We start from the raw sequence: 22,457 nt of genomic DNA, 5'->3' as shown, positions 1-22,457 counted from the left end.
AATCGTCGTCGGTTAGGGAGAAAGGTCAAAACAACAGACACTAAACCAGCAATAACAGGTGCAAATACTGCCCTGATATCTATCTTGTTTATGTTTTGTTTTTTCATTTTTTCTTAAAAGATGGGTTGCTTTTAAAATTTGTGCAAATTATTGCATTAAATTTTATTTATGCAAGAAAAAACTTCGATTATTTACCCCATAAAACAAAACATTACAATTGGGAAATATTAGGGTAATGATGCTGCAAATTAGATGAGTTTACTGCTCCTTGTAAACTTTACAAAAATATATAGAGGCGGGTGTCACAGTGGCTGGTAAAATATCGTCTGTACCGGCAACGTAAATATGGCATCGTGATAACACGGTGCTTTAATTTCTTCAGTATGAAAACAGACAAAACACAACTCCTAAACCAACTTATTGCAAGGGTTGAACAAAACATTACAGACACCCAGCACCTATTAACCGAACCGCTTGATGTGCTAACTGCCCGCCCGCGATACGGTGCCTGGAATGTTATTGAAATTATAACACATCTCAACACTTATAACAATCATTATTTACCTGCTATAAAAGTTGCCATTAATAAAGGAAAGCGCAGTAATGATCTTATTTATAAAAGCAGCTGGCTGGGCGATTATTTTGTGAAGATGATGGAACCGGTAGATGGTAATATTTCAAAGAAATATAAGGCTGCTGCCAAACATAAACCCATCTCTCAAAATAATACCGTTAACGTTAACAAATACATATTAGACCAAAAAATATTATTAGATTTACTGCAACGTTCGGCCAATATAGACCTTGTGGATAATAAAATTCCGGTAAGTATTGCACCGGCGATAAAACTGCGCCTTGGCGATGTTTACAGGTTCCTGATAGCGCACCAGCAAAGGCACTTTATACAGATAGCAAACAACCTTAAGTTGTTGGTTTCGGCATAGGGATTGCGGTTTTACGGCAAAATGAACGTTTTTAACAGGCCTGTTTAGCCGTAAACGCATCCGATAATGAAAAAACTATTTGCGCTGATCCTTTTAACCGCTCCGTTTTTTGGCTTTAGCCAGTCCATTATTCCTCAGCCTGCGTCTATGACACCTACTGAAGGGCATTTCATCTTGAAAAATGGTACGGGTGTGGCTTATAACAGCAAAACGTTGCTGCCAATGTATAGTTATCTGCAAAGCTCTCTGTCTAAAGGTACAGGCAAGAAGGTAACTAATAAGAAAGGCAATGCACATATCACATTACGATTGGTTAAAGGCGATCCTGCGGCAGGTAGTTATTCGTTAACGGTTAATCCCAGAGGGATAGACATTGCTGCATCAGGCAAGGAGGGAGTTTTTAACGGCATCCAATCCTTGCTGCAACTGGCAGAGCAAAGTGATACTATCCCGAGCATAACCATAAACGATGCGCCGCGTTACCAATGGCGAGGATTTATGTTGGATGAGTCGCGACACTTCTTTGGCAAGGCCAAAGTGAAAATGCTGCTGGATTGGATGGCGCGATATAAACTGAACCATTTTCACTGGCATTTAACCGATAGCCATGGCTGGCGCTTGCAGATCAAAAAATATCCAAAGCTTGCTTCAATAGGTGGTAAAGGCAACTTTACCGATAGCACAGCCGAGGCAAAATATTATACACAGGCAGATATTAAAGAAATTGTTGCTTACGCAAAAGCTCGCTTTATTACTGTGGTGCCCGAGATTGATATGCCTGGCCATGCTACGGCAGCCAATCGCGCTTACCCGCAATTTAGTGGTGGTAGCGATGGCGCCAGTTATGCTAACTTTACCTTCGACCCGTCGCAGGAGAAGACCTACGCTTACCTTGGCAATATCCTTAGAGAAACAAACAGCCTTTTTCCTGCAAAAATGATACACCTGGGCGGTGATGAGGTTTTCCTGGGGATACAGGCCTGGTGGAAGAAGCCCTTAGTACTGTCGTTGATGAAGAAAAAGGGTTATAAAAACCCGACCGAGTTGGAGCATTATTTTTTTAGAAGGATGGGTGATACTGTCTTCAAACTCGGCAATAAAGTTTTATGTTGGGATGAGGCTGTAGAAGCCGATCTGCCGCCAAGCAAGACCATCGTTTTCTGGTGGCGACAAAATAAGCCAAAAAGCCTGCAGATGGCGCTGGACAAGAAGTATCAAGTGGTGCTTTGTCCGCGTATGCCCATGTATCTTGATTTTGTGCAGGATAGCACGCATATATCCGGCCGCAGATGGGATGACTCTGAAGTTGAGGGCTATCACTTGCTTAGCAAATACAATCGGGTAGAGAATGTATATAATTTCCCGGATGCGTTTATGAACGAAGAGCAGCTTAAATCGACCGCAATACTGGGCGTACAAGCCAACATCTGGACAGAAACGGTAGGCTCACACAAACGCCTCGATTATATGCTTTTCCCACGCATGGCCGCATTAGCAGAGGCCGGCTGGACTATCAAGGCTAACAAGAATACAGATGCTTTCGCCAAGAAAATGTTGGGGGAATTGAAGCGCTATGATAAAGCAGGTATCTACTATTACGATGCTTTTAATCCTACAGCACACCCCGAGCCGGTAGATTTTGCGCCAAAGGAAAAGGTGAAGGACTGATGGATGCAAATCCGCTTTTGATCACGCTGAAGATTGATGATGTTTCGCAGCAGTATTTTAACGCGCTGCGTAAGCAATATTTCCCGCCGGAACGAAATTTTCTGGATGCACACCTGATGTTGTTTCATCAATTGCCTGCTGATGAGCAAAAAATTGATAGCGATATAGCAGATATCGTATCTTCCATAAAGGTCTTTAATATGCAAGTAAGCGGGCCTGCTACCATAGGCAGGGGGGTAGCTTATAAAATTGAATCGGCAGAATTACGAATTATGCATAAGCAGATGCAGCAGCTATGGCAACAATGGCTTATTCCGCAAGACCAGCATAAGCTTTGGCCTCACATCACCATCCAAAATAAAGTTGAACCGGCGGTTGCGCAGGAAACTTTAAAAAAAGTTTCTACCGGCTTTCAACCGTTTTTAGTCACCGCGCAGGGCTTAATGTTGTGGGAATACCAGGGCGGGCCATGGAAATTTATGGGCGAATGGCGATTCCCTGCGTAAATAAATTGGCTCACAATCAGCTTCATAACGTTATTTAAAGCCTTTTTTAACATTTTGTTAATCGAAAACGCATCTTTTTCTATCTTTGCGGCGGGTAAGTCTTTTACGGCCAGCTCCTCTTGAACTCCCCCAGGGTGGGAACGCAGCAAGGGTAGAGAGTTGAGCGGCGCGATAAAAGTAGCTTACCCATTTTTTGTGCCCAAAATTTCGGTCTCTCCTGAAAAGTCTCCTCAACTTCATAATTCCAAATTCAGTGTTCATCGGTTCGGTATTATAGCTGTAAGCGCTTATCTTAGCCGCTATGCTTGATGTATTGATAATTGGCGGCGGCCCCATTGGTATTGCCTGCGGCTTAGCCGCACAAAAAGCCGGATTAAGTTTTGTTATTGTTGAGAAAGGTTGCCTGGTGAACTCGCTGTACAACTATCCCTCAACCATGACCTTCTTTTCTACTTCAGAAAAGCTGGAGATAGGCGGCATCCCGTTCGTTACCATCAGCAATAAACCAACGCGTGCCGAGGCGTTGGAGTATTACCGCCGAGTAGCGGTATCAAACCAGTTGCCTATCCGTTTATTTGAGGAGATAACAAGCGTTAAGCCTATTTATGGTGGATACGAGATCGAATCTGCTAAGGCAACTTATCAGGCTAAAAAAGTTATCCTGTCAACAGGTTTCTATGATATAGCTGTTAACTTGGATATCCCCGGCGAAGACTTGCCGAAAGTAAAGCACTATTACAAAGACCCGCACTATTATGCCATGCAGAATGTAGTGGTGGTAGGCAGCAGCAACTCGGCTATTGATGTGGCTTTAGAGACCTACCGCAAGGGTGCTAATGTTACGTTAGTGATCCGTGGCGATGAGGTGAGCAACCGTGTTAAATACTGGGTGAGGCCAGATATCATTAACCGCATTAAAGAGGGGAGCGTTAAAGCCTATTTCAACAGTAACCTTGCCGCTATAAGAGAAGATGAAGTGGATATTGATACCCCCGAAGGCCGCGTTACTATTCCTAACGATTTTGTAATGGCCATGACAGGCTATAAACCCAATTTTGATTTTCTGGCTAAATTGGGCATTAACCTTACAGAAGATAAATTTATCCCCGAATACAACCCGCAAACCATGGAAACCAACCAGCCAGGCCTATACCTTGCCGGCGTAGTTTGCGGCGGACTGGATACCCACCTATGGTTTATCGAGAACTCGCGCATCCATGCGGACATGATCGTGAATGATATTCTGGCGAAGAAGTAGGTTATAAAATATGTCATTGCGAGCGATAGCGTGGCAATCTCCTCGCATGTTGGTATAAACGCGACGAGATTGCCGCGTCGCCTTCGGCTTCTCGCAATGACATAATTTTTGGACTCTAATTACCCTTCCTTAACGATATTTCTCTGTAAAATCTAAATGGCCCGGTCTCATCACTGCATTTATGCAAAACGGTGATGTTCCGGACATGAAATGTGTTTGTAAATTCAAGCTTCTGGAAATGTGGCCAAAGGACATTGAAAGATTCCAATGAAATTGTCTTAGCAATTGTTATATGAGGATTAATTCTTTCAGTTGGTTTGAAAATTTGAGTAATTCTATTGAACCACGCCATGGTTATCGGATCCAAATTCAGTTTTGCACAAATTGTACGAAGGTCTCCATGTTTCAAGAAGTCAAAGCCCGTTATCGTGAGTTCTATCGGTGGCATAATCTTTAAATGATTCTCCACCATTTGATAATAATCGGTGTAATTAAATACTTTTTTTGAACTATCTAAATCAAAGGGGTAGGACGGGAATGAAATATGCGCTCTGGAATCCATGCTATCAAACTCTCCAATATGCTTTTTACAAGCTCGCTTAAAAAGTTTGATTTGAGCATCACTTTCTTTTGGCAGAGATATCCGGTTCATGAAATAGATATGCCTTTTCTCAGTCATCTCAGAATAAATTCACTTGTTTATCGCTGTTTGTTTCGGTGTGGTACTGCAGGCTTTTGTTGCCTCTAAACGGAATATTCTTCACCGTTTGCCATTTGGCATAGGGCTCGAAAGTCTCACGCCTGGTGACCGTTAGCTCAGCGGCCCAAAAGGGCTCTGTCCATTTCTTATGGCGGAAGTTTGGCCAAAGCGTTTTAAACTGTTCATCGGTGATATTACGGCAAACCGTTATGTGCGGTATGATGGCTTTTTTAACGCCAAGGTTCTTCTTCATCAACTCAAACCAGGCATCAACCGCCGTGCTATTACGTATGGCGGCATAGATGGTCTTTTTATCGTGCAGATGATTGAAATATTTAAAACCATCAATATGCAAAAGCACCGGCGGCATAATGGCTACGCGTTGTTCCGTAAGGCTGATGGTTTGCTCTGTGAAAAATGTTTTTTGCCGCTCAATATGCGCCAGGCTAATATGCGCCGGCGAGTTCATGCTCTGAAAATCGCCAATATATTTTACCGATGCTTTTTTATATCGTGCCACCTCGTTAACAACGGTTTGAGGAGGCGAAAGCAGAAAAAGATAGTCGGCGTATCCGGTCATAATATTAATATTGGTCTACAAATTTTGCTAATAATTTTAGCAAATAAAAATAAATTTTCATATTTGTGTATGGATGCAAAGCGCTATATCGTACACATAGATCTCGACTCATTCTTCGTGTCTGTTGAGCGGAAGTTTGATCCTACGCTTATAGGCAAGCCGGTCATTATCGGTGGCTCAAAAGACAGGGGAGTGGTTTCATCCGCCAGTTACGAGGCAAGGGCTTTCGGCATTCATTCGGCTATGCCAACCAAGCAGGCTTTGAAGCTTTGTCCGCATGCTATTGTGGTGCGTGGCACGCATGGGCGCTATTCAGAAGCCTCACGCGAGGTTACGCAAATCATTCATGATATGGTGCCGTTGTACCAGAAATCGTCGGTAGATGAGTTCTATATCGATCTTACGGGTATGGATCGTTTTTACGATCCTTATAAGCTGGCTACTGATCTGCGGCAAAAAGTGATCCGCGAAACCGGGCTGCCCATATCCTTCGGGATGGCATCGGGCAAAACCATTGCCAAGATGGCTACCAATCAAGCTAAACCTAACGGACAGCTTTGGATAAAGCACGGAGAGGAGAAAACGTTTTTAGCACCACTAAACATTCGTAAGATACCCGGCCTGGGCGAGAGTACCTGCCAGAAGCTTTACCAGTACGGGCTGGAGAAAATCGGCGACCTGCAACGCGTTAACCTCAAATTTCTGGAAGCCACTTTCGGGAAGATGGGGCTATATATCTACAACAAAGCCAACGGTTTTGATGAAAGCGAAGTTGCCCCGCATGGCGACCGTAAATCCATTTCCACGGAGCATACTTTTGAAAGTGATGTTAAAGATCCTCGTACGCTGGAGAACATTCTTATCGCCATGACCGAGGAACTATCGGGTAAGTTGCGCCGGGAGAATAAGCTGGCATCGTGCCTGGCCATCAAAATACGTTACGCCAATTTTGAAACCCATACGCAGCAACAGAAAATAGCCTTTACCGCTGCCGAACATATTCTTATCCCAGGTATAAAAAACCTACTCAATAAAGCCTGGAGCCGTCACAGGCCTATAAGGCTCATAGGTGTGAGGCTGAGCAACCTTTGTACCGGCAGCTACCAGATAAACCTTTTTGAGGATAACGAGGAACGTATAAGGCTTTACCAGGCCATGGATAATATAAATTTCAGGTTTGGGGATAAAACAGTTTGCCGGGCATCGGGTATGGAGATAGGTACGCGTACGTTTAACCCTTTCATGGCCAAATAAAAAGGCCCGCTGCCCGGTAAAAGGCAACGGACCATACACAAACACATGCTTAGTTAGGAATGTTGTAAGTGCGTTTAACTTCTTGGTAATCGTTCATGTTTACTTTTTTAGCAGCTGCCAATTTCTTTCCGCCGGGGATGATTACATAACGGTACTGCAACACAGTTGAGAGATTTACCGAGTTTGAATTATCAAGCGTAAAACGCGTAATGTTAAAATGTTTAAACCTTGGCGCGAAATTGATCATACTTGTTTTATTACCTGCATAAGTGGTATGCGGTAACGGAAATACGCCACCACCGTAGGTAAAATAAACGTTGATAGATGCATTGCTCAATACTTCGGTTGTTAAGGCCGGCGCGTTGATATCAGCCACGTGCATATTTGAATTGTCAATAATTGAATCCCTGAAATTTTTTGCGTACACCCAATCTGAATATAGCACATTAGCAGTGCCCGTTGCACCTGTAGCTCCTTTGGCACCTGCAGCGCCAGTTGCACCCTTTGCGCCATCGTCACCTTTGTCGCCCTTTTCGCCTTGCGGCCCTTCATCTCCTTTTTTGCAGGCCGCCAGCATTGTCACTGCAATAAATAGCAGCAGTAGTTTTTTTGTAAATGTTTTAATAGTTTCCATAGCTTGTGTGTTTAATTATCACAATATGAAAGCTTTATGATTGATATTTTATGCCGATGAGTGGATGCCGCTATCCACTTAGCGAATAGCCGGATCTACCGAGCGACCGATTTTGGCAAACCATCCGGTTGAAACTTTTGTTGACTTTAAAGCCTATGGTAAAATTTACACGGTGTTTTATATTTCTGATGGTTTGTGCAGTTTGCGTGGCTGTGGGTAACAAAGCCTGTGCGCAGTTTAACGATTCTACTTTTTATCATACCGCGTTCCAATCCACCGGCTCTATCAACAAAACCCGCGACGGTACCGCTTACCTGCTCAATAATGGCCTTAAGTTTAATGTGAAGCGAAAAGATGTGTCGCTTAATTTTAACAACAGCTGGATCTACGGCAAGCAGAACCGAAACCTTACCAATAATGATTTTTCCAGCTCGCTGGATTTTAACCTCTACAAAAGCATCCCGCATTTTTATTACTGGGGATTGGCCAACTACAACACCAGTTACTCGCTCAAGATCAACAACCAATTGCTGACGGGGGCGGGGATTGCCTACAGTATTTTTGATAGCGCCAACGCCTACCTTAACCTAAGCGAAGGCGTTTTATTTGACAGCAGCGACCTGATGCTGGCCAACAATATTCGCGATGAGTATACCACCTTCCGCAACTCGCTGCGTTTGCAGTTCAGGTTCAATATCAACGATAGGATCGTGATAGACGGCTCCAACTTCCTACAGAACTCCTTTGAGCGCGGCAACGACTTCAACATCCGCTCAACCACCAACCTGTCCTTTAAAGTGCAAAAATGGCTGGCGCTAACAACATCTTTGAATTACAACCGCGTAAACCGCACGCTGAGCGAAAACTTGTTGTTTACTTATGGTTTGACTTTGGAGAAGTGGTTTTAGGGGGGATTTAGGTTTTCCTACTTTAGTAAGCAATTTTGCTACCAAGTAAAGTAATTGCAAATCAAAAAAACTTACCTATTTTCATAAATAGAGTCATTTTTTTAACAATCTGCTTTAGATGCCTGATTGTTTTTAAGAACTTTTTTTTATTCAACCCAATTTTATCATATGGAAATGGTAGTCATATATGGAGCGATAACTTTGCATAGAGATTATATTCGCTCGATCGACTTTATCAAATCTTTGGAAGATCATTTAAAGTTTCCAGAGATAAGTACCTCGGATTTTGGCCTTGGAGATTACAATAGGTATTACCATGAAAATAATTTAATGTACGATTACAGCTGGAATAATATGATTATAAGCTACGCTTGTACTACTGGTGCTGCGATTTTTGATGATGGCAATCTTGATTTGTTTATCTTAAAGATGGAACACGTTTTGCGGAATATAGATTTTGCCAAGGCTATTGTTCACATTCAATCAGTTGAATCGTCAGAAAACGCTGACTTGTTTTGGGAGAAGCGGGAGCATCGCTATTTTGATAGTCAATTAGATTTGGAAGAACAGCACTTGTTTGAAACAGATGAATGGAATTTCGGGTACGGAAGAAGGTCATTAACAGGATACTTAATTGACTCGGAAGAAAACATTTGGCATTCTTTGAATGAACATCCATACCCTGCTATATTGTCTGAAAAATATTTCCGAAACTTTGTTGATAGAATTAAACAAGCTGGAGATGATTGGGTTTCAATGTCTGACTTAGAGAAGGCCTTCTTACCAAATCAAATAGAACTCCGAAGGATAATCAACTATCTGGGCTTCAAAAAGACGATAAGTGTAAAAACAGAAAATGGTCAGAAATGGATTCGGGTAGTCAGGCCAGATTTTTTAAATATCGAACTATTTTATAAATAGCAAATATTTCTATAAAAAGGAGCCTCGGTGTTTCTACTCAACCCTTCAAAATCCTCTATATTCACCCCACTCAACAACCATCACAATTCATGTCAAACAATTCTCCCGCATTTAACCAGGGCCTGCAAACCGGCGTGGTTAAACAACTTACCGGCGATCCTGATAATTTATTCCGCGTGCTGGTAACGCTTACTTCCGCATCTGAAGAAATTACCGATGTATGGGCGCGTATAGCCAACCTGTATGCAACTAATCACGCCGGTATGGTATTTTTACCAGAGGTGGGCGATGAGGTACTGATATCCTTTATCGGCGGGGATGAAGAACAGGCAGTGATCCTGGGCTCGTTATTTGGCCGTACAAACAAATGCCTCGTTGCGGCAACAGAAAATAATGCGATAAAAAGCATTACCACAAAAAATCAGCTTCAGATAAATTTTGATGACAACAATAAATCGATAGAAATAAAAACGCCTGACGGCAATAAAATAACTATCTCAGATAACGACGGCGGGATTGTTATTGAAGATATGAATGCCAACAGCGTGCAGCTATCCTCAACAGGAATTAGTTTGCGAAGTAACGGAGATATAAATTTGGATGCCAAAGGGAGTATTAACATAAATGCCAATACCAATGTGAAGGTTAAGGCTGATGCCGGCAATATCATGTTAAAAGGAGTGAATATTGTAAACCAGGCAAATGCAAGCTTTAAAGCCACGGGCCAGGCTCAGGCCGAGCTTTCTGCCTCAGGGCAAACAGTAGTAAAAGGCGCAATAGTAATGATAAACTAATTATGGGAGCACCAGCAGCAAGACTAACAGATATGCATACATGCCCGATGGTAACACCGGGTGTACCGCCAATTCCGCACGTAGGAGGCCCAATTACAGGCCCCGGCGCACCAACGGTGCTGATAGGTGGTTTGCCGGCAGCAAAAGAAGGAGATATGGCAGTTTGTGTGGGGCCACCAGACTCAATAATAAAAGGTTCATCGTCGGTCATGATAGGTGGAATGCCCGCAGCCCGCATGGGAGATACAACTGCACATGGCGGCACAATTGTATTAGGTTGCCCAACAGTGCTTATAGGCGGGTAGCAAACAAAAAAGCCCCGATATTGCTATCGGGGCTTCTAACGTACCCAGCGCCGGAGTCGAACCGGCACGGTTTCCCACAGGTGTTTGAGACCAGCGCGTCTACCAATTCCGCCAGCTGGGCATGCGCTAAGCATATTTGCTTATAAGCGGGCTGCAAATGTATCTAAACTCTCTTTAATTCGCAACAGATATTTTTGTCTGTAATAAATATTTGCAATTTCGTTTAGCCTGTCTTGCTTTGCAGTATCGTTTAAAGTAGGGTAATCTTTGGTTAGGCTGATTAATTCTTCGTTCATATCGCCTTCTATAGCAGCAACTTCTGCGCTTATCTCGCCAAATTGCTCGGCGTTTTCAATTTCCATGAGGCGTTCATTAATGTCCATCATTTCCATTAAAAAATCTGCAGGTAATGATGGTTTTGCACCCTCGCTAACCAGGTCATGAAGCTTTAAAACGTACTCTAACACCTTATTTGGGTCGCTTAAAGTCTGGTAAGCTTTGTTATTTAGCGTAGAAAGTTCAAGTATTTCCTGTTGCTTTTCGTCGCTTTCGTTGGCATGAAAATCGGGGTGGTACTGCTTGCTTAAAGCGTAGAACTGTTTCTTTATATGGGCGGCATCCGGGTGAAAGCTTTCGGGGATGTCGTAAAATTCAAAATAATTCATCGGTACAAAACTACTAATTTTACTGCTGCTGAATTATCAGGCCAAAAAATATGCCGCTATTTTACGATCAGATGAACCGTGTTATTGAATTGCCTGCTTTGCCGCAGCGCATTATATCCATAGTACCCTCGCAAACGGAGCTTCTTTTTGATTTAGGCCTTGATGAGCGCATTGTTGGTATAACCAAATTCTGTATCCATCCTGCAGATAAAGTGCAGCAGGTTACTAAAGTTGGCGGCACCAAACAATTGAACATGGATGTTATCTACTCGCTAAAGCCCGATCTCATTATCGCCAACAAAGAAGAGAACGAACAAGGGCAGATCGAGGAATTGATGCAGCATTATCCGGTATGGATAAGCGATATTGATGATCTGGATTCCGCGCTGGACATGATAAACAGGATAGGTGAGTTAACTGGCACAACGGAAAAAGCGATAAGTATCGTAAAGACTATTAAAGCAGGTTTTAGAGAGTTGAAAGCTGCTGAAAACAGGCTAAGCTGTGCCTACCTCATTTGGCGAAAGCCTTACATGGCCGCCGGTGCCGGCACATTTATCAATGATATGCTGCAAAGGTGCGGTATCAGTAACCTTGTTGCCGCCGAGCGATATCCGGTTGTGGCAGACGAGGATTTGCAGGCTTTAAACCCCGAAGTGTTAATGCTATCCTCAGAACCCTATCCGTTTTCTGAAAAGCACTTAGAAGAGTTTAAAGCGCTATTGCCAAACGCTAAGATAACTTTGGTTAATGGCGAGCTGTTTTCGTGGTATGGCAGCCGTTTGTTGCGCTCGCCGGCTTACTTCAAGGGCTTAATTGAAAACTTTCTGCCAAATAATGAGGAAGATACACAAAATTGAAAATTTTGATTTTACAATTCGGGTATAAACGCTATCTTTGCGGTCTCTTAAAAACCAAACGCGGAAGTGGCGTAATTGGTAGCCGCACCAGACTTAGGATCTGGCGCCGCGAGGCGTGGGGGTTCGAGTCCCTTCTTCCGCACAGCAATTTTAAAGCCCTGATAGCAATATCGGGGCTTTTTTGTTTACTCACTTTTCCGTTTTACTCTCTCTGATTAATATCTTTACCGTTACTAATGCCTCACAAAATGAAGAGATCTTTACTGCTTGCCTTCCTGTTATCTCCGTTCATCAGTTTTGCTCAAAATGCCGATTCGGCGTGGTTTGTAAATAATTACGTGAAGAAAGAGGTGATGATTCCCATGCGCGATGGTGCAAAACTTTTTACCTCGATTTATGCGCCTAAGGATGGTAACGGGAAGCATCCGATACTTATTACCCGCACACCGTACTCATGTTATCCGTATGGTGAGGCATTTCGCCCGTACTGGCGCAGCTTTATGATGGCATACCTTAAAGAAGGTTATATACTGGTTACGCAGGATATCCGCGGCCGCTGGATGAGCGAGGGCAAGTTTGAGGTAGTAAGACCTTTTAATCCAAATAAAAAAACCAAAAACGATATTGACGAAGCAAGCGATACTTATGACAGTATAGACTGGCTGGTGAAAAACATTAAAGGCAATAACGGTAAAGTTGGTGTTTCGGGCATATCATTCCCGGGTTTTTATGCAACTATGGCAGCTTTAAGCGGTCATCCTGCGTTGGTGGCTGTTAGTCCGCAGGCACCGGTTACTGACAGGTTCTTTGGCGATGACGACCACCATAACGGTGTGCTGTTTCTGATGGATGCCTTTGATTTCCATGTAGGATATGGATTTAGTCAGCCGAGGCCACAGCCTACCAAACTGCCTGCTAAAACCTTGGAGTTCACTAACCGCGATAACTACGATTACTACCTGAAGATGGGCGCCTTGCCAAACTTTACTAGAGTGGCGGGTGATAGCCTGGAGTTTTGGAACAATATGATGAAGCATCCCAACTTTGATGCCTGGTGGAAAGCGCGGGATGCCCGCAGCGGTATCAAAAATGTAAAGCCAGCTATGTTGGTTGTGGGCGGTTTATTTGATGCCGAGGATAACTTCGGCGCATGGAATACCTACCAGGCACTGGTTAAACAGAGTCCTAAAACCAACAGCAAACTGGTTGTAGGCCCATGGTACCATGGCCAGTGGGCGAGTGGTAACGGCACGCATTTAGGTAATATCAATTTCGATAGCAATACGGCAACCTGGTACACGCAGAATATTGAGATCCCTTTCTTTGACTACTACCTGCTGGGCAAAGGCTCTATCGACAGTATAAAACAAGCGACCATTTTTTTCTCGGGAGAGAACAAATGGCGTACGTTTGATGAGTGGCCGGTTAAGAGTGCCGTGCAAACACCGGTTTATTTAAGAGAAGGCGGAAAGCTATCCTTTCAACAGGTACAAACCTTTGCACCGGCATTTGACAGCTATGTGAGCGACCCGGCTAAACCTGTCCCTTATGCTGAAAACGTGCATTTTAGCCGTACCCGCGAATACATGACCGACGACCAGCGCTTTGCCGCCCGCCGCCCTGATGTGTTGGTTTACGAGATGGAAGTGTTAGATAAAGATATCACCATTGGCGGCCCCGTAACTGCCGATCTGCTGGTTGCCATAAGTGGCACAGATGCCGATTTTGTGGTGAAGTTGATAGATGTTTTCCCTGAGGATGCCGGTACTAATCCCGCAACTAAATACCCGATGGGCGGCTACCAGATGCTGGTACGCGGCGATATTATGCGCGGCAGGTACCGCAACAGCTTTGAAAAACCCGAGGCATTTACGCCGGGCCAAACCGCTCACGTAAAATTCACCATGCCCGATGTTGCCCACACGTTTAAAAAAGGCCACAAAATAATGGTGCAGATACAAAGCAGCTGGTTTCCGCTGGCCGACCGCAACCCGCAGCAGTTTGTAGACATCTATCAGGCTAAAGACAGCGATTTTGTAAAAGAGACCATCAATATCTACCAAAATCAATCAAAGGTGATGTTGCCGGTGTTGAAGTAATGCAGATTAAAATTACAAGTGATGCCCGCGCTAAGCAGAATATCATTTCCATCATTGGCCGGTAGTGGCTACCTTCAGGAAATTCCAAGCCTGAGCAAGGGTTTGGATCTGAGCCTGAAGAGTAACGTTACTTTTTTTGTTGGCGAGAATGGTTCCGGTAAATCAACGTTGTTAGAAGGTATTGCCGAGCAGTGTGGCTTTAGCTTGAGGGGCGGTAACCGTAACCATAATTTTAATACAGGTTACAGGTTTGAAGGGTATGAGTCGGCCCTGGCCGCTTACCTTAGTCTTGGCTGGTCGCCTAAGCGGATCAGCGAAGGTTTTTTTATGCGGGCTGAGAGTTTCTTTAATTTTGCATCGTACATAGATGAACTGGCTAAAGACGACCGCCGTATCCTCCGCGCTTATGGGGGGCGGTCGCTGCATGAGCAATCGCATGGCGAATCTTTCCTGTCGCTTTTCAATAACCAGTTTGAAAGTGGGATCTATATTTTGGATGAGCCTGAGGCAGCGTTGTCGCCTGCCAGGGTGTTGGCATTTATGTCTGTAATAAGTGAACTCGAAAAAAGCGGACGGGCCCAATTTCTTATCGCCACGCACTCGCCGATATTGCTCTGCTACCCCGAAGCTACCATTCTGCAATTTGATGAAACCGGCGTTCATGAAACCAGTTATGAGGATACCGAACACTTCTCGCTAACTAAGTCTTTTTTAAATAACCCGGATATGTACCTGAGGCATCTGATGGGATAAGCAGAAGGTAATGACAGGTTTTGTTTAGCGTTCCCTTTTACTTAAATTTGATTAATGGCAATGACGGAAAATAAGGAATCGAATTTTACTGAAGCAGAAATTGAGCAATTGAGAGAAGGTTTGAAACGTACTTATAAAGAGCGTTTTTTGATGGCTACTCGTCTCTATAAAATTCAGCTAACTATGCAAAAGGCGGTGATCACTCACAAACCATTTGTTGTTAAGTAACTGTTATGGATATTTTCGATGAAGAGATTTTAGCTTTTTGGGCAGCACTCCAAAAACATGAAGTTAAATATATTATGGTTGGCGGGTATGCTATTAATCTTCATGGTTATCATCGTTTTACCGGCGACATGGATATATGGCTTGAAGACGATATTAAGAATCGAAAAAAACTTCGTCAGGCATTTATTGATTGTGGAATGCCGGATTATGCTATGATAGAAACAATGCAGTTTATTGTAGGATGGACAGCGTTTCATCTTAACAACGGCCTTGAATTGGATATAATGACCGAAATGAAAGGACTCGAGGCTTATTCATTTGATGAATGTCTGACAATGGCTTCAATTGCTGATATAGATGGCGTAGAAGTACCATTTTTGCATCTAAACCAACTGATAGATAATAAAAAAGTGATAAATCGTCCTAAAGATCAAAATGACGTAATCGCTTTAGAGCAGATACAAAAATTAAGAAACGGAAATAATTCTGCCGATTAAATTAGTTAGGATTCAATTTTTTTCTTAAAAAGCCTCACTCCACCACCGTCACACATTCGTCCTCTATCAAACTCTCTCCACGATAGCGGCGGATGAGTTGTGCAGTAGCTACTACATCTTTCTGGCAATAGGTACTGATGCGCTCTAAGGAATTTTCTACCCAGTAAACGTGGCCAACCTGGCTGCCGTCTATATCGTCTTTTGGGGTGGGTATGTCAAATATGGCGGTGAGCAGGTTAAGTGAGGTGTAACTTTTATAATCGCCGAATTTCCATAGCTCCATGGTATCCAAGTGTTGTATCTCCCAGGGTTTTTTGCCCTGCATCTGTAAATGCGGCGGAAATGGGATGCCGTGAATAAGCATGCGGCGGCAGATGTACGGAAAATCAAACTCTTTACCATTATGCGCGCAAAGGATAATATTCAGCGGTTGTCCCTTCAGCATCTTGCCGAAATCTTCAAGCAGTTGTTTTTCATTGTGCCCGGCAAATGATTTTACACGCAGGCCTGGTCGTTTGCCGCTGCTGTTAATGAATATACCTACTGATATGCAGATGATCTTCCCAAACTCGGCCCAGATACCCGCACGCTCATAAAACTCTTCGGGCGTGGCCTCGCCGCGCATGTTGCGTGTTTTATGTGCCCAAAGTTCCTGCATGTTTTCGGGCATATCGGTGTATAACGAGTATTGCGGTACGGTCTCAATATCAAGCACCATCAGGTTGCTAAGGTCGTATTGTTCAAGCATTGTCCTAAATTATTTATTCTTATCCAGCACCTCAAAGTTTATTTTTACGGTATTGCCTTCGGCATCAACCAGTGTTAATTTATGCTTGCCGGGTGTCGGGTTTAAAGCCATCTGCTGAAATGCACTGCTTTCGCCCACGTATTGGTCATCAAGATGCCAGAATATCTTAGCGCCCGCCAGTCGGTGCGCGGCGTTGCATATCATACGGCCCCGTTTGCCATCTGCTTCTAAAGGTACATAAACCTTAGCACCGTCTTTAGGGTAGATGATCTCCATCGGGTTGGCATCGTTCTGCTCGCAACCAGGCGCAAAAGGCGGTAGCACATGATACTGATAATTTTTGGTCTTGTAATAATACTCCATTGATGGTGGTAGCACAAACCATGGCAGGTTCACCATTTTATCCAGCGATATACAATTTGCTGTCACCTGGTAATGCCTGTCGGCAGATAAATGCACAAGCTTATGCCACGGGCAAACAGCCGCTTTTAGGCAAGTTTTTGGCACATATTGTTCAACAGCATTATTGCAGTATTGCCCGGCACGGTAACCGCTTTCTTTACAAACGTTGATCTTAACCAACTCGCCGGATGGTACATCAAACCAGTCGCGTGTGGCGGGCAGCAGTCGAAAGATCTCGAACAGCACAGGTGCTGCGGTGTTGATGCCGGTTAACCCTGGTCGGCCTTCACCATCGGTATTGCCTACCCAAACGCCCACAACGTATTTCGGCGTAACGCCAATTGCCCATCCGTCCCTAAAGCCAAAGCTTGTTCCTGTTTTCCATGCCACCCGCTGGCTGGAGCTGAATTGCTGCCAAAGCATTTCCTCGCCGGGGCGCATTACTTCTTCCATAGCCTGTAGGGTGTAGTAGATAGAGCCTGCATCAATTAAGCCGTTGTTTTGTAATTCAGGCTTTTTAGCGGCTGTGTAGGCATATCGCGGATGATGGTAATCATTTGCGTCGTACTTACCGCCGTTTTTATTATAGTGGTTCAATACACGTGCCATATCGGCATAAGCTCCGGTTAGTTCCCATAGCGTATTTTCGCCGCCGCCGAGGATAAGAGCCAATCCGTAATGGTCTGCAGGTTGATTGAGTGTGGTAATGCCGGTACGTTTCAACATATCGTAAAAACGCTCGTACTTATATTGCTGCAGCATTTTAACAGCCGGTACATTCAATGATCGCGATAATGCATTAGAAGCAGGTACTGCACCGTCGTATCCCAGATCGAAATTCTCAGGGTGATAGCCCGCAATTTGTGTAGGCACATCAGGTATCAAACTATTTGGCAATATCAAACCATCATGTAGCATACTTGCGTACAGCAATGGTTTGAGTGTACTACCGGGGCTGCGCGGCGCACTTATCACATCCACATCGCTTTCTGTTTCGGGGTCTTCGCGGTGCGATACATTGCCAACGTAGGCAAGTGTAGCGCCGGTTTCCACATCTAACACAACGGCGGCAACGTTATTGATGTCGTTGGCCTTTAATACCTGGTGATGTTTCTCTACAATGTCGATAACCTGCTGCTGCAGGTTGCTTTTTATGGATGTGGTGATGCGTGTATCTGTAAGTTTTGCCGCTTTTGCGTCAACCTTAAAACGTTGCAGCAGGTGAGGGGCCAGTTGGGGGAGCGGCATAGGTTTATCAGGCACAGGCTCAAAGCGGGCTAAGGCTGCGGTTGTGCTGTCAATAGTGCCTTGCTCATAAAGCTTTTTGAGTAACAGGTTTCGCTTTTTAAGCAGTATCTGCCGGTTTTTGCCGGGATGCACCAGCGATGGCGAGTTGGGCAATACTGCCAAGGCAGCCATCTCGCCCCAGGAGAGTTTATCGGCACTGCGGCCAAAATAGCGCCATGCTGCGGCATCTAAGCCAATAACGTTACTGCCAAAAGGAGCATTGCTGGCGTAAAGGGCCATAATTTCCTTTTTACTGTAGCCAAATTCCAACCGGATGGCCATAAATATTTCGCCTATTTTGTTCCAGACGGTGCGGTTATGGTGTGTAGCCAATCTTATCACCTGCATGGTGATGGTGCTACCACCGCTGGTTACGCGTTTGTTACGCAGGTTTTGCTTAATGGCACGGCCAAACGCTAAGGGATCAAACCCAAAGTGGCTGTTAAACCTTTTATCCTCAAAAGCAGTGATACATTTGCTGAATTTATCGGGAACGTTTGGGTTGTATGGAAAACGCCATTGCCCGTCTGATGCGATGGATGCGCCGAGCAATTGCCCTTTATCATCATCAATAACATAAGAGGTGGAGCTGTTGAACAATGGCCTTGGCAGGCAAAAAGCAAACCACAGGCTTAAAGCCAGCAAAATAGCCAGCATAATGATTACTTTTGGCTTTTTTAGGTATTGCTTTAAACTTTTTGCGCTTATCTGCATTAATTAAGCTGGCTTAGATATCAACGAATGAAAATAGATAAATTATCAATAATTATCCCTGCTTATAACGAAGGTGGTACCATTCACCTCATTTTAAACAAGATAAAAGCTGTTGAGCTGATCGATGATATCCAAAAAGAGATCATTATTGTTGATGATTGCTCGCGCGATAATACCGAGCAGGCTGTTGCAGAGTATCAAGCCACAAACCCAGATCTTAACATCCGCTATTTTAAGCACGCTAAAAATAAGGGCAAAGGCGCTGCGCTACATACCGGCATAGCCCAGGCCACCGGTGCTTACACTATTATACAAGATGCCGACCTGGAGTACGATCCAACCGAATATAACGACCTGCTGAAACCCATCTGCAACGGTTTTGCCGATGTGGTTTATGGCTCGCGCTTTATGGGGAGTAACCCGCATCGTATCTTGTTCTTTTGGCATACCATTGGTAACCGCTGGTTAACTTTTTTGAGCAATATGCTCAGTAACCTTAACCTTACCGATATGGAAACCTGCTACAAGCTGTTTGATACCAAATTACTGCAATCATTAAAGTTAAGGGAGAAGCGTTTCGGTTTTGAGCCCGAGGTGACTATTAAGGTAGCCCGCATACCACGCATTCGTATTTACGAGGTAGGCATATCTTATTACGGGCGTACCTATGAGGATGGCAAAAAGATAGGGTGGAAGGATGGCTTCCGCGCCATATATTGCATCCTGAAGTATGGTTTGTTCAGCAGTAAATAAATGAGTGTTTTTCGTTTCAAACAGTTTGCGGTAGACCAAACCGGTTGTGCCATGAAGGTGAATACCGATGGTGTTTTATTGGGTGCGTTAGCCGAGGGTGAGAGCGTCAAACGCATACTCGACATTGGAGCCGGTACAGGTGTTATAGCACTAATGCTTGCCCAGCGATTCCCTGAGGCTATTGTAGATGCGGTTGAGATAGATAAACAAGCAGCCGAAACATCGGCTAAAAATTTCAATAGTTCGTCGTTTGCAAACCGCCTTAATTTAATTGAAGGTGATTTTGCCGATATCAACGGTGGGCAGTATGATCTCATCGTTTCTAACCCGCCGTTCTTTATCGATTCATTAACATCGGCCCAAGAAAATAAAACCCTCGCCCGGCATACTGATGGTTCCTTTTTTGAGCGACTGGTAAGTTTTGCTAAAGATAATTTGAGCGATAAAGGGAATTGCCAGTTGATACTCCCGCTTGCTACTACCGAACTGGTTAAACAGTTGCTTACGGCCAATGCTTTGCACCTGCAGGCAATCATCCACATCAAATCATTTAAACAGGATACCCCGCACCGCGAAATAATTACCTTTGGGAAAGTGCAAGTTCCATTACACGAAACAGAAGTGGTTATTTATGATGCGCCAAAAGTTTACTCGGCAAAATACGCCGCGCTACTTAAAGATTTTTTGACGATATTTTAAGGATGAAGATTTTCTCAGTTTGTTTAGCCGTTCTGTTTTTCTTACTGATGTGCTTCTCTGTTTACAATATCATTGCTGTTCCAAACGAATTGGTAAGTCCGTTGATTCCTGAATCGATAGTTGAATCGGTTCGGCATTCGTTGATAATCTCAGTAGCAGTGAATTTTTCTTACTTTATCGCTTTTCTCTTTGTAGCCGTAAAAAGGAAAAAATTTGCTAAAGGACGAATCTTATTTCCAATGATCGGATTATATGTAGTTACGGAAATAATGATAAAATATATTCTAACATGACCCGTATAGGCCTTATATCTGATACCCATAGTTACCTCGACGATGCCGTTTTTAAGCATTTTGATAAATGCGATGAGATTTGGCATGCAGGCGATTTTGGTATGCTTGAACTGGCCGACCAGCTGGCTGCCTTTAAGCCAACCCGTGGCGTGTACGGCAATATTGATGGTGCTGATATCCGCAGGGTGTACCCCGAGCACCTGCGTTTTAAATGTGAAGATGTTGATGTATGGATGACGCATATCGGCGGTTATCCCGATAGGTACAGCCCTAACGTTAAACCGGAGATCTATACCAACCCGCCGACTTTATTTATTACCGGGCACTCGCATATCCTTAAAGCCATTTATGATAAAAAAATAGGCTGCCTGCACCTCAACCCGGGCGCGGCCGGTAAACACGGCTGGCATAAAGTGCGCACACTAATGCGTTTCAGCATTACGGGCGATAAGATCCACGATCTGGAAGTGATTGAATTAGGCGGAAGGTAGTTTGCAGTTATTAGTTTGCAGTAATTCTATTGCCATGAACCATGGTCTATTAACTATGAACTAACTACTGATATCCGTTAGCTGATTCCATCTCAAAAACTGAATCTATAAGCAGGTCTTTCTGTTTGCCTGCGGCTACGGCCAATTGGTCGCAGCGCTCGTTTTCGGGGTGGCCGTTGTGGCCGCGCACCCATACAAATTTTACCTTGTGTAATTTGGCAATGTTGAGGTAACGCATCCACAGGTCTTTGTTCTTTTTACCGGCAAAGCCTTTGGCTACCCAGCCGTTTACCCAGCGTTTTTCTATCGAATCGATAACATATTTGGAGTCGGAGTAGATCGTTACATTCTGATTTGGAGATTTAAGTGCCTCAAGCGCGGTAATTACGGCAAGTAACTCCATGCGGTTATTGGTAGTTTTACGGAACCCTGCCGACAGCTCTTTGTAATGCTGCCCTGCACGTAAAATAACACCATATCCGCCCGGCCCCGGGTTGCCGCTGGATGCACCATCAGTAAAGATCTCGATCATGCGGTAAAGGTAATAAAAACTTAAAACCGGCTTGCTCTGTTAAAACTGTAGCTAAACATGCTGAAATACCAAAGTTAAGTACTTGTGTATTTGCGCGCTATCACATTAAAAACAAAGCTTATGTTCAACTTATTCAAGAAAAAGCAAAACCAAAGCACTGATAATTTCGATGATTTTCCACCTATTGGTGGTCTGATGGTATCAAAGATGATCACCAACGGCGGTAAAAAGCCGCGTTTTATGTATCGTGAAAAGCGAACACGGCCTGAGGATAGCGGCTGGCGGATATTTTCTGGCGCCGAGTCTCAGCAGTATACAGATAATCCTGATAATGCCGGTATTTACAACCCGTCCACCATTTTAAAGATAGATCCGTCTATAAAAGATATTTTGCTGAAAGGAGTAGGTTCGGTTTATGAGCGTAGCGGCGATAAAGGTGCATGGGTAAAGGTTACCGATTTTAAGATGCAGGATGATGAAATGCTTACCCACCGGTTAACGGAGAACTGGAATATTGATATCAATAACCTGTTTGAGCGAAGTGTTGAAGAAAGCGGCAGCCTGATGTACACCACCGGCGATAAAACGGTAAGGATAGTTATCTGGGATGATAAAAACCGAAAACGCGAAGAACTTTATGCTGATCACCTGAAAAACGCACAAAACAGGGATCAGTCCATGTCTGAAACGCTGGAAATATTTGACCTTTCTGATGGTGAAGCGGCACGTGTTGGCTACCTGATAGAAGAGGGGGATGGCGATAAAAAATATAGCGTTATCTATGGCTTCTCTCTTACAGATCATCAGGTTGTGCAGGCCGCTTTTTATTTTGATGATAAGAATGACAAAGACTGGGCCTTGAAAACATGGAAAAGTATAACGCCGGCTAAATGATACGAACTGTTTTAGTTTTATAAGAATTAAAAAAGCCAGACTAAACAAGTCTGGCTTTTTTGCAAAGAGA

Annotated in this window: 25 protein-coding genes, 2 tRNA genes and 1 other RNA gene; 20 read left to right on the top strand and 8 right to left on the bottom strand. The window is 43.9% G+C overall.

What is annotated here, in order from left to right:
• Positions 1 to 383 precede the first annotated feature (383 nt).
• The 5 genes from D0C36_RS02350 to D0C36_RS02330 all read left to right on the top strand — a co-directional run bounded on the left by D0C36_RS02350 (position 384) and on the right by D0C36_RS02330 (position 4,376).
• Positions 384 to 944 carry a DinB family protein gene (locus tag D0C36_RS02350; protein WP_117389976.1) on the top strand — a complete coding sequence of 187 codons (561 nt, stop codon included), beginning with the start codon at positions 384 to 386 and terminating at the stop codon, positions 942 to 944.
• Between the two features lie 66 nt (positions 945 to 1,010).
• The gene (locus tag D0C36_RS02345; RefSeq protein ID WP_117389975.1) at positions 1,011 to 2,612 is read left to right on the top strand and encodes a beta-N-acetylhexosaminidase; all 1,602 of its coding nucleotides are present in this window, start codon (positions 1,011 to 1,013) and stop codon (positions 2,610 to 2,612) included.
• Positions 2,612 to 3,118, top strand: coding sequence for a 2'-5' RNA ligase family protein (locus D0C36_RS02340; RefSeq protein ID WP_117389974.1), 507 nt, complete (start codon positions 2,612 to 2,614; stop codon positions 3,116 to 3,118). The genes D0C36_RS02345 and D0C36_RS02340 overlap by 1 nt, the downstream gene beginning before the upstream one ends.
• A gap of 92 nt (positions 3,119 to 3,210) precedes the next feature.
• Positions 3,211 to 3,309, top strand: an RNA gene (gene ffs / locus D0C36_RS02335) — signal recognition particle sRNA small type.
• Between the two features lie 110 nt (positions 3,310 to 3,419).
• Positions 3,420 to 4,376 (top strand): YpdA family putative bacillithiol disulfide reductase, encoded by a 957-nt coding sequence (locus D0C36_RS02330; protein WP_117389973.1) that lies wholly within the window; start codon positions 3,420 to 3,422, stop codon positions 4,374 to 4,376.
• Positions 4,377 to 4,491: 115 nt separating this feature from the next.
• On the opposite strand, the gene D0C36_RS02325 is transcribed toward D0C36_RS02330, so the two are convergent.
• Both D0C36_RS02325 and D0C36_RS02320 read right to left on the bottom strand, forming a co-directional pair.
• The gene (locus tag D0C36_RS02325) at positions 4,492 to 5,028 is read right to left on the bottom strand and encodes a 2'-5' RNA ligase family protein (protein WP_158557058.1); all 537 of its coding nucleotides are present in this window, start codon (positions 5,026 to 5,028) and stop codon (positions 4,492 to 4,494) included.
• Between the two features lie 28 nt (positions 5,029 to 5,056).
• The gene (locus tag D0C36_RS02320) at positions 5,057 to 5,656 is read right to left on the bottom strand and encodes a 2'-5' RNA ligase family protein (protein WP_117389971.1); all 600 of its coding nucleotides are present in this window, start codon (positions 5,654 to 5,656) and stop codon (positions 5,057 to 5,059) included.
• 69 nt (positions 5,657 to 5,725) lie between these two features.
• Between D0C36_RS02320 and dinB the strand changes: the two genes are divergently transcribed.
• Positions 5,726 to 6,910, top strand: coding sequence for a DNA polymerase IV (gene dinB / locus D0C36_RS02315; RefSeq protein ID WP_117389970.1), 1,185 nt, complete (start codon positions 5,726 to 5,728; stop codon positions 6,908 to 6,910).
• Between the two features lie 49 nt (positions 6,911 to 6,959).
• On the opposite strand, the gene D0C36_RS02310 is transcribed toward dinB, so the two are convergent.
• The gene (locus D0C36_RS02310) at positions 6,960 to 7,544 is read right to left on the bottom strand and encodes a hypothetical protein (RefSeq protein ID WP_117389969.1); all 585 of its coding nucleotides are present in this window, start codon (positions 7,542 to 7,544) and stop codon (positions 6,960 to 6,962) included.
• Between the two features lie 155 nt (positions 7,545 to 7,699).
• Here D0C36_RS02310 and D0C36_RS02305 point away from each other — a divergent pair, with 155 nt between their 5' ends.
• The 4 genes from D0C36_RS02305 to D0C36_RS02290 all read left to right on the top strand — a co-directional run bounded on the left by D0C36_RS02305 (position 7,700) and on the right by D0C36_RS02290 (position 10,472).
• A complete protein-coding gene (locus D0C36_RS02305) occupies positions 7,700 to 8,452 on the top strand; it encodes a DUF481 domain-containing protein (RefSeq protein ID WP_117389968.1) in 753 nt (250 codons plus the stop codon).
• A gap of 168 nt (positions 8,453 to 8,620) precedes the next feature.
• The gene (locus tag D0C36_RS02300; protein ID WP_117389967.1) at positions 8,621 to 9,373 is read left to right on the top strand and encodes a hypothetical protein; all 753 of its coding nucleotides are present in this window, start codon (positions 8,621 to 8,623) and stop codon (positions 9,371 to 9,373) included.
• 89 nt (positions 9,374 to 9,462) lie between these two features.
• Positions 9,463 to 10,167 carry a phage baseplate assembly protein V gene (locus D0C36_RS02295; RefSeq protein ID WP_117389966.1) on the top strand — a complete coding sequence of 235 codons (705 nt, stop codon included), beginning with the start codon at positions 9,463 to 9,465 and terminating at the stop codon, positions 10,165 to 10,167.
• Positions 10,168 to 10,169: 2 nt separating this feature from the next.
• Complete coding sequence (locus D0C36_RS02290; protein ID WP_117389965.1) at positions 10,170 to 10,472, top strand: PAAR domain-containing protein; 303 nt, start codon at positions 10,170 to 10,172, stop codon at positions 10,470 to 10,472.
• A gap of 41 nt (positions 10,473 to 10,513) precedes the next feature.
• Here the strand turns inward: D0C36_RS02290 and D0C36_RS02285 are convergent.
• Positions 10,514 to 10,593, bottom strand: a tRNA-Leu gene (locus D0C36_RS02285).
• A gap of 19 nt (positions 10,594 to 10,612) precedes the next feature.
• Entirely contained in the window at positions 10,613 to 11,137 is a 525-nt protein-coding gene (gene hscB, locus D0C36_RS02280; RefSeq protein ID WP_117389964.1) for a Fe-S protein assembly co-chaperone HscB, read from the bottom strand.
• A 50-nt stretch (positions 11,138 to 11,187) separates the two neighbouring features.
• Between hscB and D0C36_RS02275 the strand changes: the two genes are divergently transcribed.
• The 6 genes from D0C36_RS02275 to D0C36_RS02255 all read left to right on the top strand — a co-directional run bounded on the left by D0C36_RS02275 (position 11,188) and on the right by D0C36_RS02255 (position 15,574).
• Complete coding sequence (locus D0C36_RS02275; RefSeq protein WP_117389963.1) at positions 11,188 to 11,997, top strand: ABC transporter substrate-binding protein; 810 nt, start codon at positions 11,188 to 11,190, stop codon at positions 11,995 to 11,997.
• A 60-nt stretch (positions 11,998 to 12,057) separates the two neighbouring features.
• Positions 12,058 to 12,139, top strand: a tRNA-Leu gene (locus tag D0C36_RS02270).
• Positions 12,140 to 12,245: 106 nt separating this feature from the next.
• Positions 12,246 to 14,096 carry a CocE/NonD family hydrolase gene (locus D0C36_RS02265; protein WP_117389962.1) on the top strand — a complete coding sequence of 617 codons (1,851 nt, stop codon included), beginning with the start codon at positions 12,246 to 12,248 and terminating at the stop codon, positions 14,094 to 14,096.
• 21 nt (positions 14,097 to 14,117) lie between these two features.
• Positions 14,118 to 14,849 carry an AAA family ATPase gene (locus D0C36_RS02260; RefSeq protein ID WP_117389961.1) on the top strand — a complete coding sequence of 244 codons (732 nt, stop codon included), beginning with the start codon at positions 14,118 to 14,120 and terminating at the stop codon, positions 14,847 to 14,849.
• A 54-nt stretch (positions 14,850 to 14,903) separates the two neighbouring features.
• Positions 14,904 to 15,077 carry a hypothetical protein gene (locus tag D0C36_RS24445; RefSeq protein WP_158557057.1) on the top strand — a complete coding sequence of 58 codons (174 nt, stop codon included), beginning with the start codon at positions 14,904 to 14,906 and terminating at the stop codon, positions 15,075 to 15,077.
• Between the two features lie 5 nt (positions 15,078 to 15,082).
• Positions 15,083 to 15,574 (top strand): nucleotidyltransferase, encoded by a 492-nt coding sequence (locus D0C36_RS02255; protein ID WP_117389960.1) that lies wholly within the window; start codon positions 15,083 to 15,085, stop codon positions 15,572 to 15,574.
• A 34-nt stretch (positions 15,575 to 15,608) separates the two neighbouring features.
• Here the strand turns inward: D0C36_RS02255 and D0C36_RS02250 are convergent, their stop codons facing one another.
• Entirely contained in the window at positions 15,609 to 16,322 is a 714-nt protein-coding gene (locus D0C36_RS02250; protein ID WP_117389959.1) for a 3'-5' exonuclease, read from the bottom strand.
• A 9-nt stretch (positions 16,323 to 16,331) separates the two neighbouring features.
• On the bottom strand, positions 16,332 to 18,725 hold the full coding sequence (gene pbpC / locus D0C36_RS02245; protein ID WP_117389958.1) for a penicillin-binding protein 1C: 2,394 nt from the start codon (positions 18,723 to 18,725) through the stop codon (positions 16,332 to 16,334).
• Between the two features lie 27 nt (positions 18,726 to 18,752).
• Between pbpC and D0C36_RS02240 the strand changes: the two genes are divergently transcribed.
• The 3 genes from D0C36_RS02240 to D0C36_RS02225 all read left to right on the top strand — a co-directional run bounded on the left by D0C36_RS02240 (position 18,753) and on the right by D0C36_RS02225 (position 20,961).
• Positions 18,753 to 19,478 (top strand): glycosyltransferase family 2 protein, encoded by a 726-nt coding sequence (locus D0C36_RS02240; protein WP_117389957.1) that lies wholly within the window; start codon positions 18,753 to 18,755, stop codon positions 19,476 to 19,478.
• Complete coding sequence (locus tag D0C36_RS02235) at positions 19,479 to 20,177, top strand: tRNA1(Val) (adenine(37)-N6)-methyltransferase (protein ID WP_117389956.1); 699 nt, start codon at positions 19,479 to 19,481, stop codon at positions 20,175 to 20,177.
• A 289-nt stretch (positions 20,178 to 20,466) separates the two neighbouring features.
• Positions 20,467 to 20,961, top strand: coding sequence for a metallophosphoesterase family protein (locus tag D0C36_RS02225; RefSeq protein ID WP_117389954.1), 495 nt, complete (start codon positions 20,467 to 20,469; stop codon positions 20,959 to 20,961).
• Between the two features lie 64 nt (positions 20,962 to 21,025).
• Here D0C36_RS02225 and rnhA read toward each other — a convergent pair whose 3' ends face one another.
• Positions 21,026 to 21,493, bottom strand: a complete 468-nt coding sequence (gene rnhA / locus D0C36_RS02220) for a ribonuclease HI (RefSeq protein ID WP_117389953.1) — start codon at positions 21,491 to 21,493, stop codon at positions 21,026 to 21,028.
• Between the two features lie 120 nt (positions 21,494 to 21,613).
• Between rnhA and D0C36_RS02215 the strand changes: the two genes are divergently transcribed.
• A complete protein-coding gene (locus D0C36_RS02215) occupies positions 21,614 to 22,387 on the top strand; it encodes a DUF2185 domain-containing protein (RefSeq protein WP_199501952.1) in 774 nt (257 codons plus the stop codon).
• Positions 22,388 to 22,457: the final 70 nt, after the last annotated feature.

It is taken from the genome of Mucilaginibacter conchicola (genome assembly GCF_003432115.1).
Classification (GTDB): Bacteria; Bacteroidota; Bacteroidia; order Sphingobacteriales; family Sphingobacteriaceae; genus Mucilaginibacter; species Mucilaginibacter conchicola.
Note: the sequence above shows the minus strand (reverse complement) of the source record. Positions and strands in the feature narration are given on the sequence as shown.

What these genes read in the sequence shown, in the direction of transcription:
- D0C36_RS02295 (WP_117389966.1), top strand. Translation starts at nt 9,463, where the DNA reads ATGTCAAACAATTCTCCCGCATTTAACCAGGGCCTGCAAACCGGCGTG.
- D0C36_RS02215 (WP_199501952.1), top strand. Translation starts at nt 21,614, where the DNA reads ATGTTCAACTTATTCAAGAAAAAGCAAAACCAAAGCACTGATAATTTC.
- D0C36_RS02320 (WP_117389971.1), bottom strand. Translation starts at nt 5,656, where the DNA reads ATGACCGGATACGCCGACTATCTTTTTCTGCTTTCGCCTCCTCAAACC.
- D0C36_RS02340 (WP_117389974.1), top strand. Translation starts at nt 2,612, where the DNA reads ATGGATGCAAATCCGCTTTTGATCACGCTGAAGATTGATGATGTTTCG.
- D0C36_RS02265 (WP_117389962.1), top strand. Translation starts at nt 12,246, where the DNA reads ATGAAGAGATCTTTACTGCTTGCCTTCCTGTTATCTCCGTTCATCAGT.
- D0C36_RS02290 (WP_117389965.1), top strand. Translation starts at nt 10,170, where the DNA reads ATGGGAGCACCAGCAGCAAGACTAACAGATATGCATACATGCCCGATG.
- D0C36_RS02330 (WP_117389973.1), top strand. Translation starts at nt 3,420, where the DNA reads ATGCTTGATGTATTGATAATTGGCGGCGGCCCCATTGGTATTGCCTGC.
- D0C36_RS02240 (WP_117389957.1), top strand. Translation starts at nt 18,753, where the DNA reads ATGAAAATAGATAAATTATCAATAATTATCCCTGCTTATAACGAAGGT.
- D0C36_RS02225 (WP_117389954.1), top strand. Translation starts at nt 20,467, where the DNA reads ATGACCCGTATAGGCCTTATATCTGATACCCATAGTTACCTCGACGAT.
- D0C36_RS02275 (WP_117389963.1), top strand. Translation starts at nt 11,188, where the DNA reads ATGCCGCTATTTTACGATCAGATGAACCGTGTTATTGAATTGCCTGCT.
- D0C36_RS02305 (WP_117389968.1), top strand. Translation starts at nt 7,700, where the DNA reads ATGGTAAAATTTACACGGTGTTTTATATTTCTGATGGTTTGTGCAGTT.
- D0C36_RS02250 (WP_117389959.1), bottom strand. Translation starts at nt 16,322, where the DNA reads ATGCTTGAACAATACGACCTTAGCAACCTGATGGTGCTTGATATTGAG.
- D0C36_RS02260 (WP_117389961.1), top strand. Translation starts at nt 14,118, where the DNA reads ATGCCCGCGCTAAGCAGAATATCATTTCCATCATTGGCCGGTAGTGGC.
- D0C36_RS02255 (WP_117389960.1), top strand. Translation starts at nt 15,083, where the DNA reads ATGGATATTTTCGATGAAGAGATTTTAGCTTTTTGGGCAGCACTCCAA.
- dinB (WP_117389970.1), top strand. Translation starts at nt 5,726, where the DNA reads ATGGATGCAAAGCGCTATATCGTACACATAGATCTCGACTCATTCTTC.
- D0C36_RS24445 (WP_158557057.1), top strand. Translation starts at nt 14,904, where the DNA reads ATGGCAATGACGGAAAATAAGGAATCGAATTTTACTGAAGCAGAAATT.
- D0C36_RS02325 (WP_158557058.1), bottom strand. Translation starts at nt 5,028, where the DNA reads ATGAACCGGATATCTCTGCCAAAAGAAAGTGATGCTCAAATCAAACTT.
- D0C36_RS02350 (WP_117389976.1), top strand. Translation starts at nt 384, where the DNA reads ATGAAAACAGACAAAACACAACTCCTAAACCAACTTATTGCAAGGGTT.
- hscB (WP_117389964.1), bottom strand. Translation starts at nt 11,137, where the DNA reads ATGAATTATTTTGAATTTTACGACATCCCCGAAAGCTTTCACCCGGAT.
- D0C36_RS02300 (WP_117389967.1), top strand. Translation starts at nt 8,621, where the DNA reads ATGGAAATGGTAGTCATATATGGAGCGATAACTTTGCATAGAGATTAT.
- D0C36_RS02235 (WP_117389956.1), top strand. Translation starts at nt 19,479, where the DNA reads ATGAGTGTTTTTCGTTTCAAACAGTTTGCGGTAGACCAAACCGGTTGT.
- pbpC (WP_117389958.1), bottom strand. Translation starts at nt 18,725, where the DNA reads ATGCAGATAAGCGCAAAAAGTTTAAAGCAATACCTAAAAAAGCCAAAA.
- D0C36_RS02345 (WP_117389975.1), top strand. Translation starts at nt 1,011, where the DNA reads ATGAAAAAACTATTTGCGCTGATCCTTTTAACCGCTCCGTTTTTTGGC.
- D0C36_RS02310 (WP_117389969.1), bottom strand. Translation starts at nt 7,544, where the DNA reads ATGGAAACTATTAAAACATTTACAAAAAAACTACTGCTGCTATTTATT.
- rnhA (WP_117389953.1), bottom strand. Translation starts at nt 21,493, where the DNA reads ATGATCGAGATCTTTACTGATGGTGCATCCAGCGGCAACCCGGGGCCG.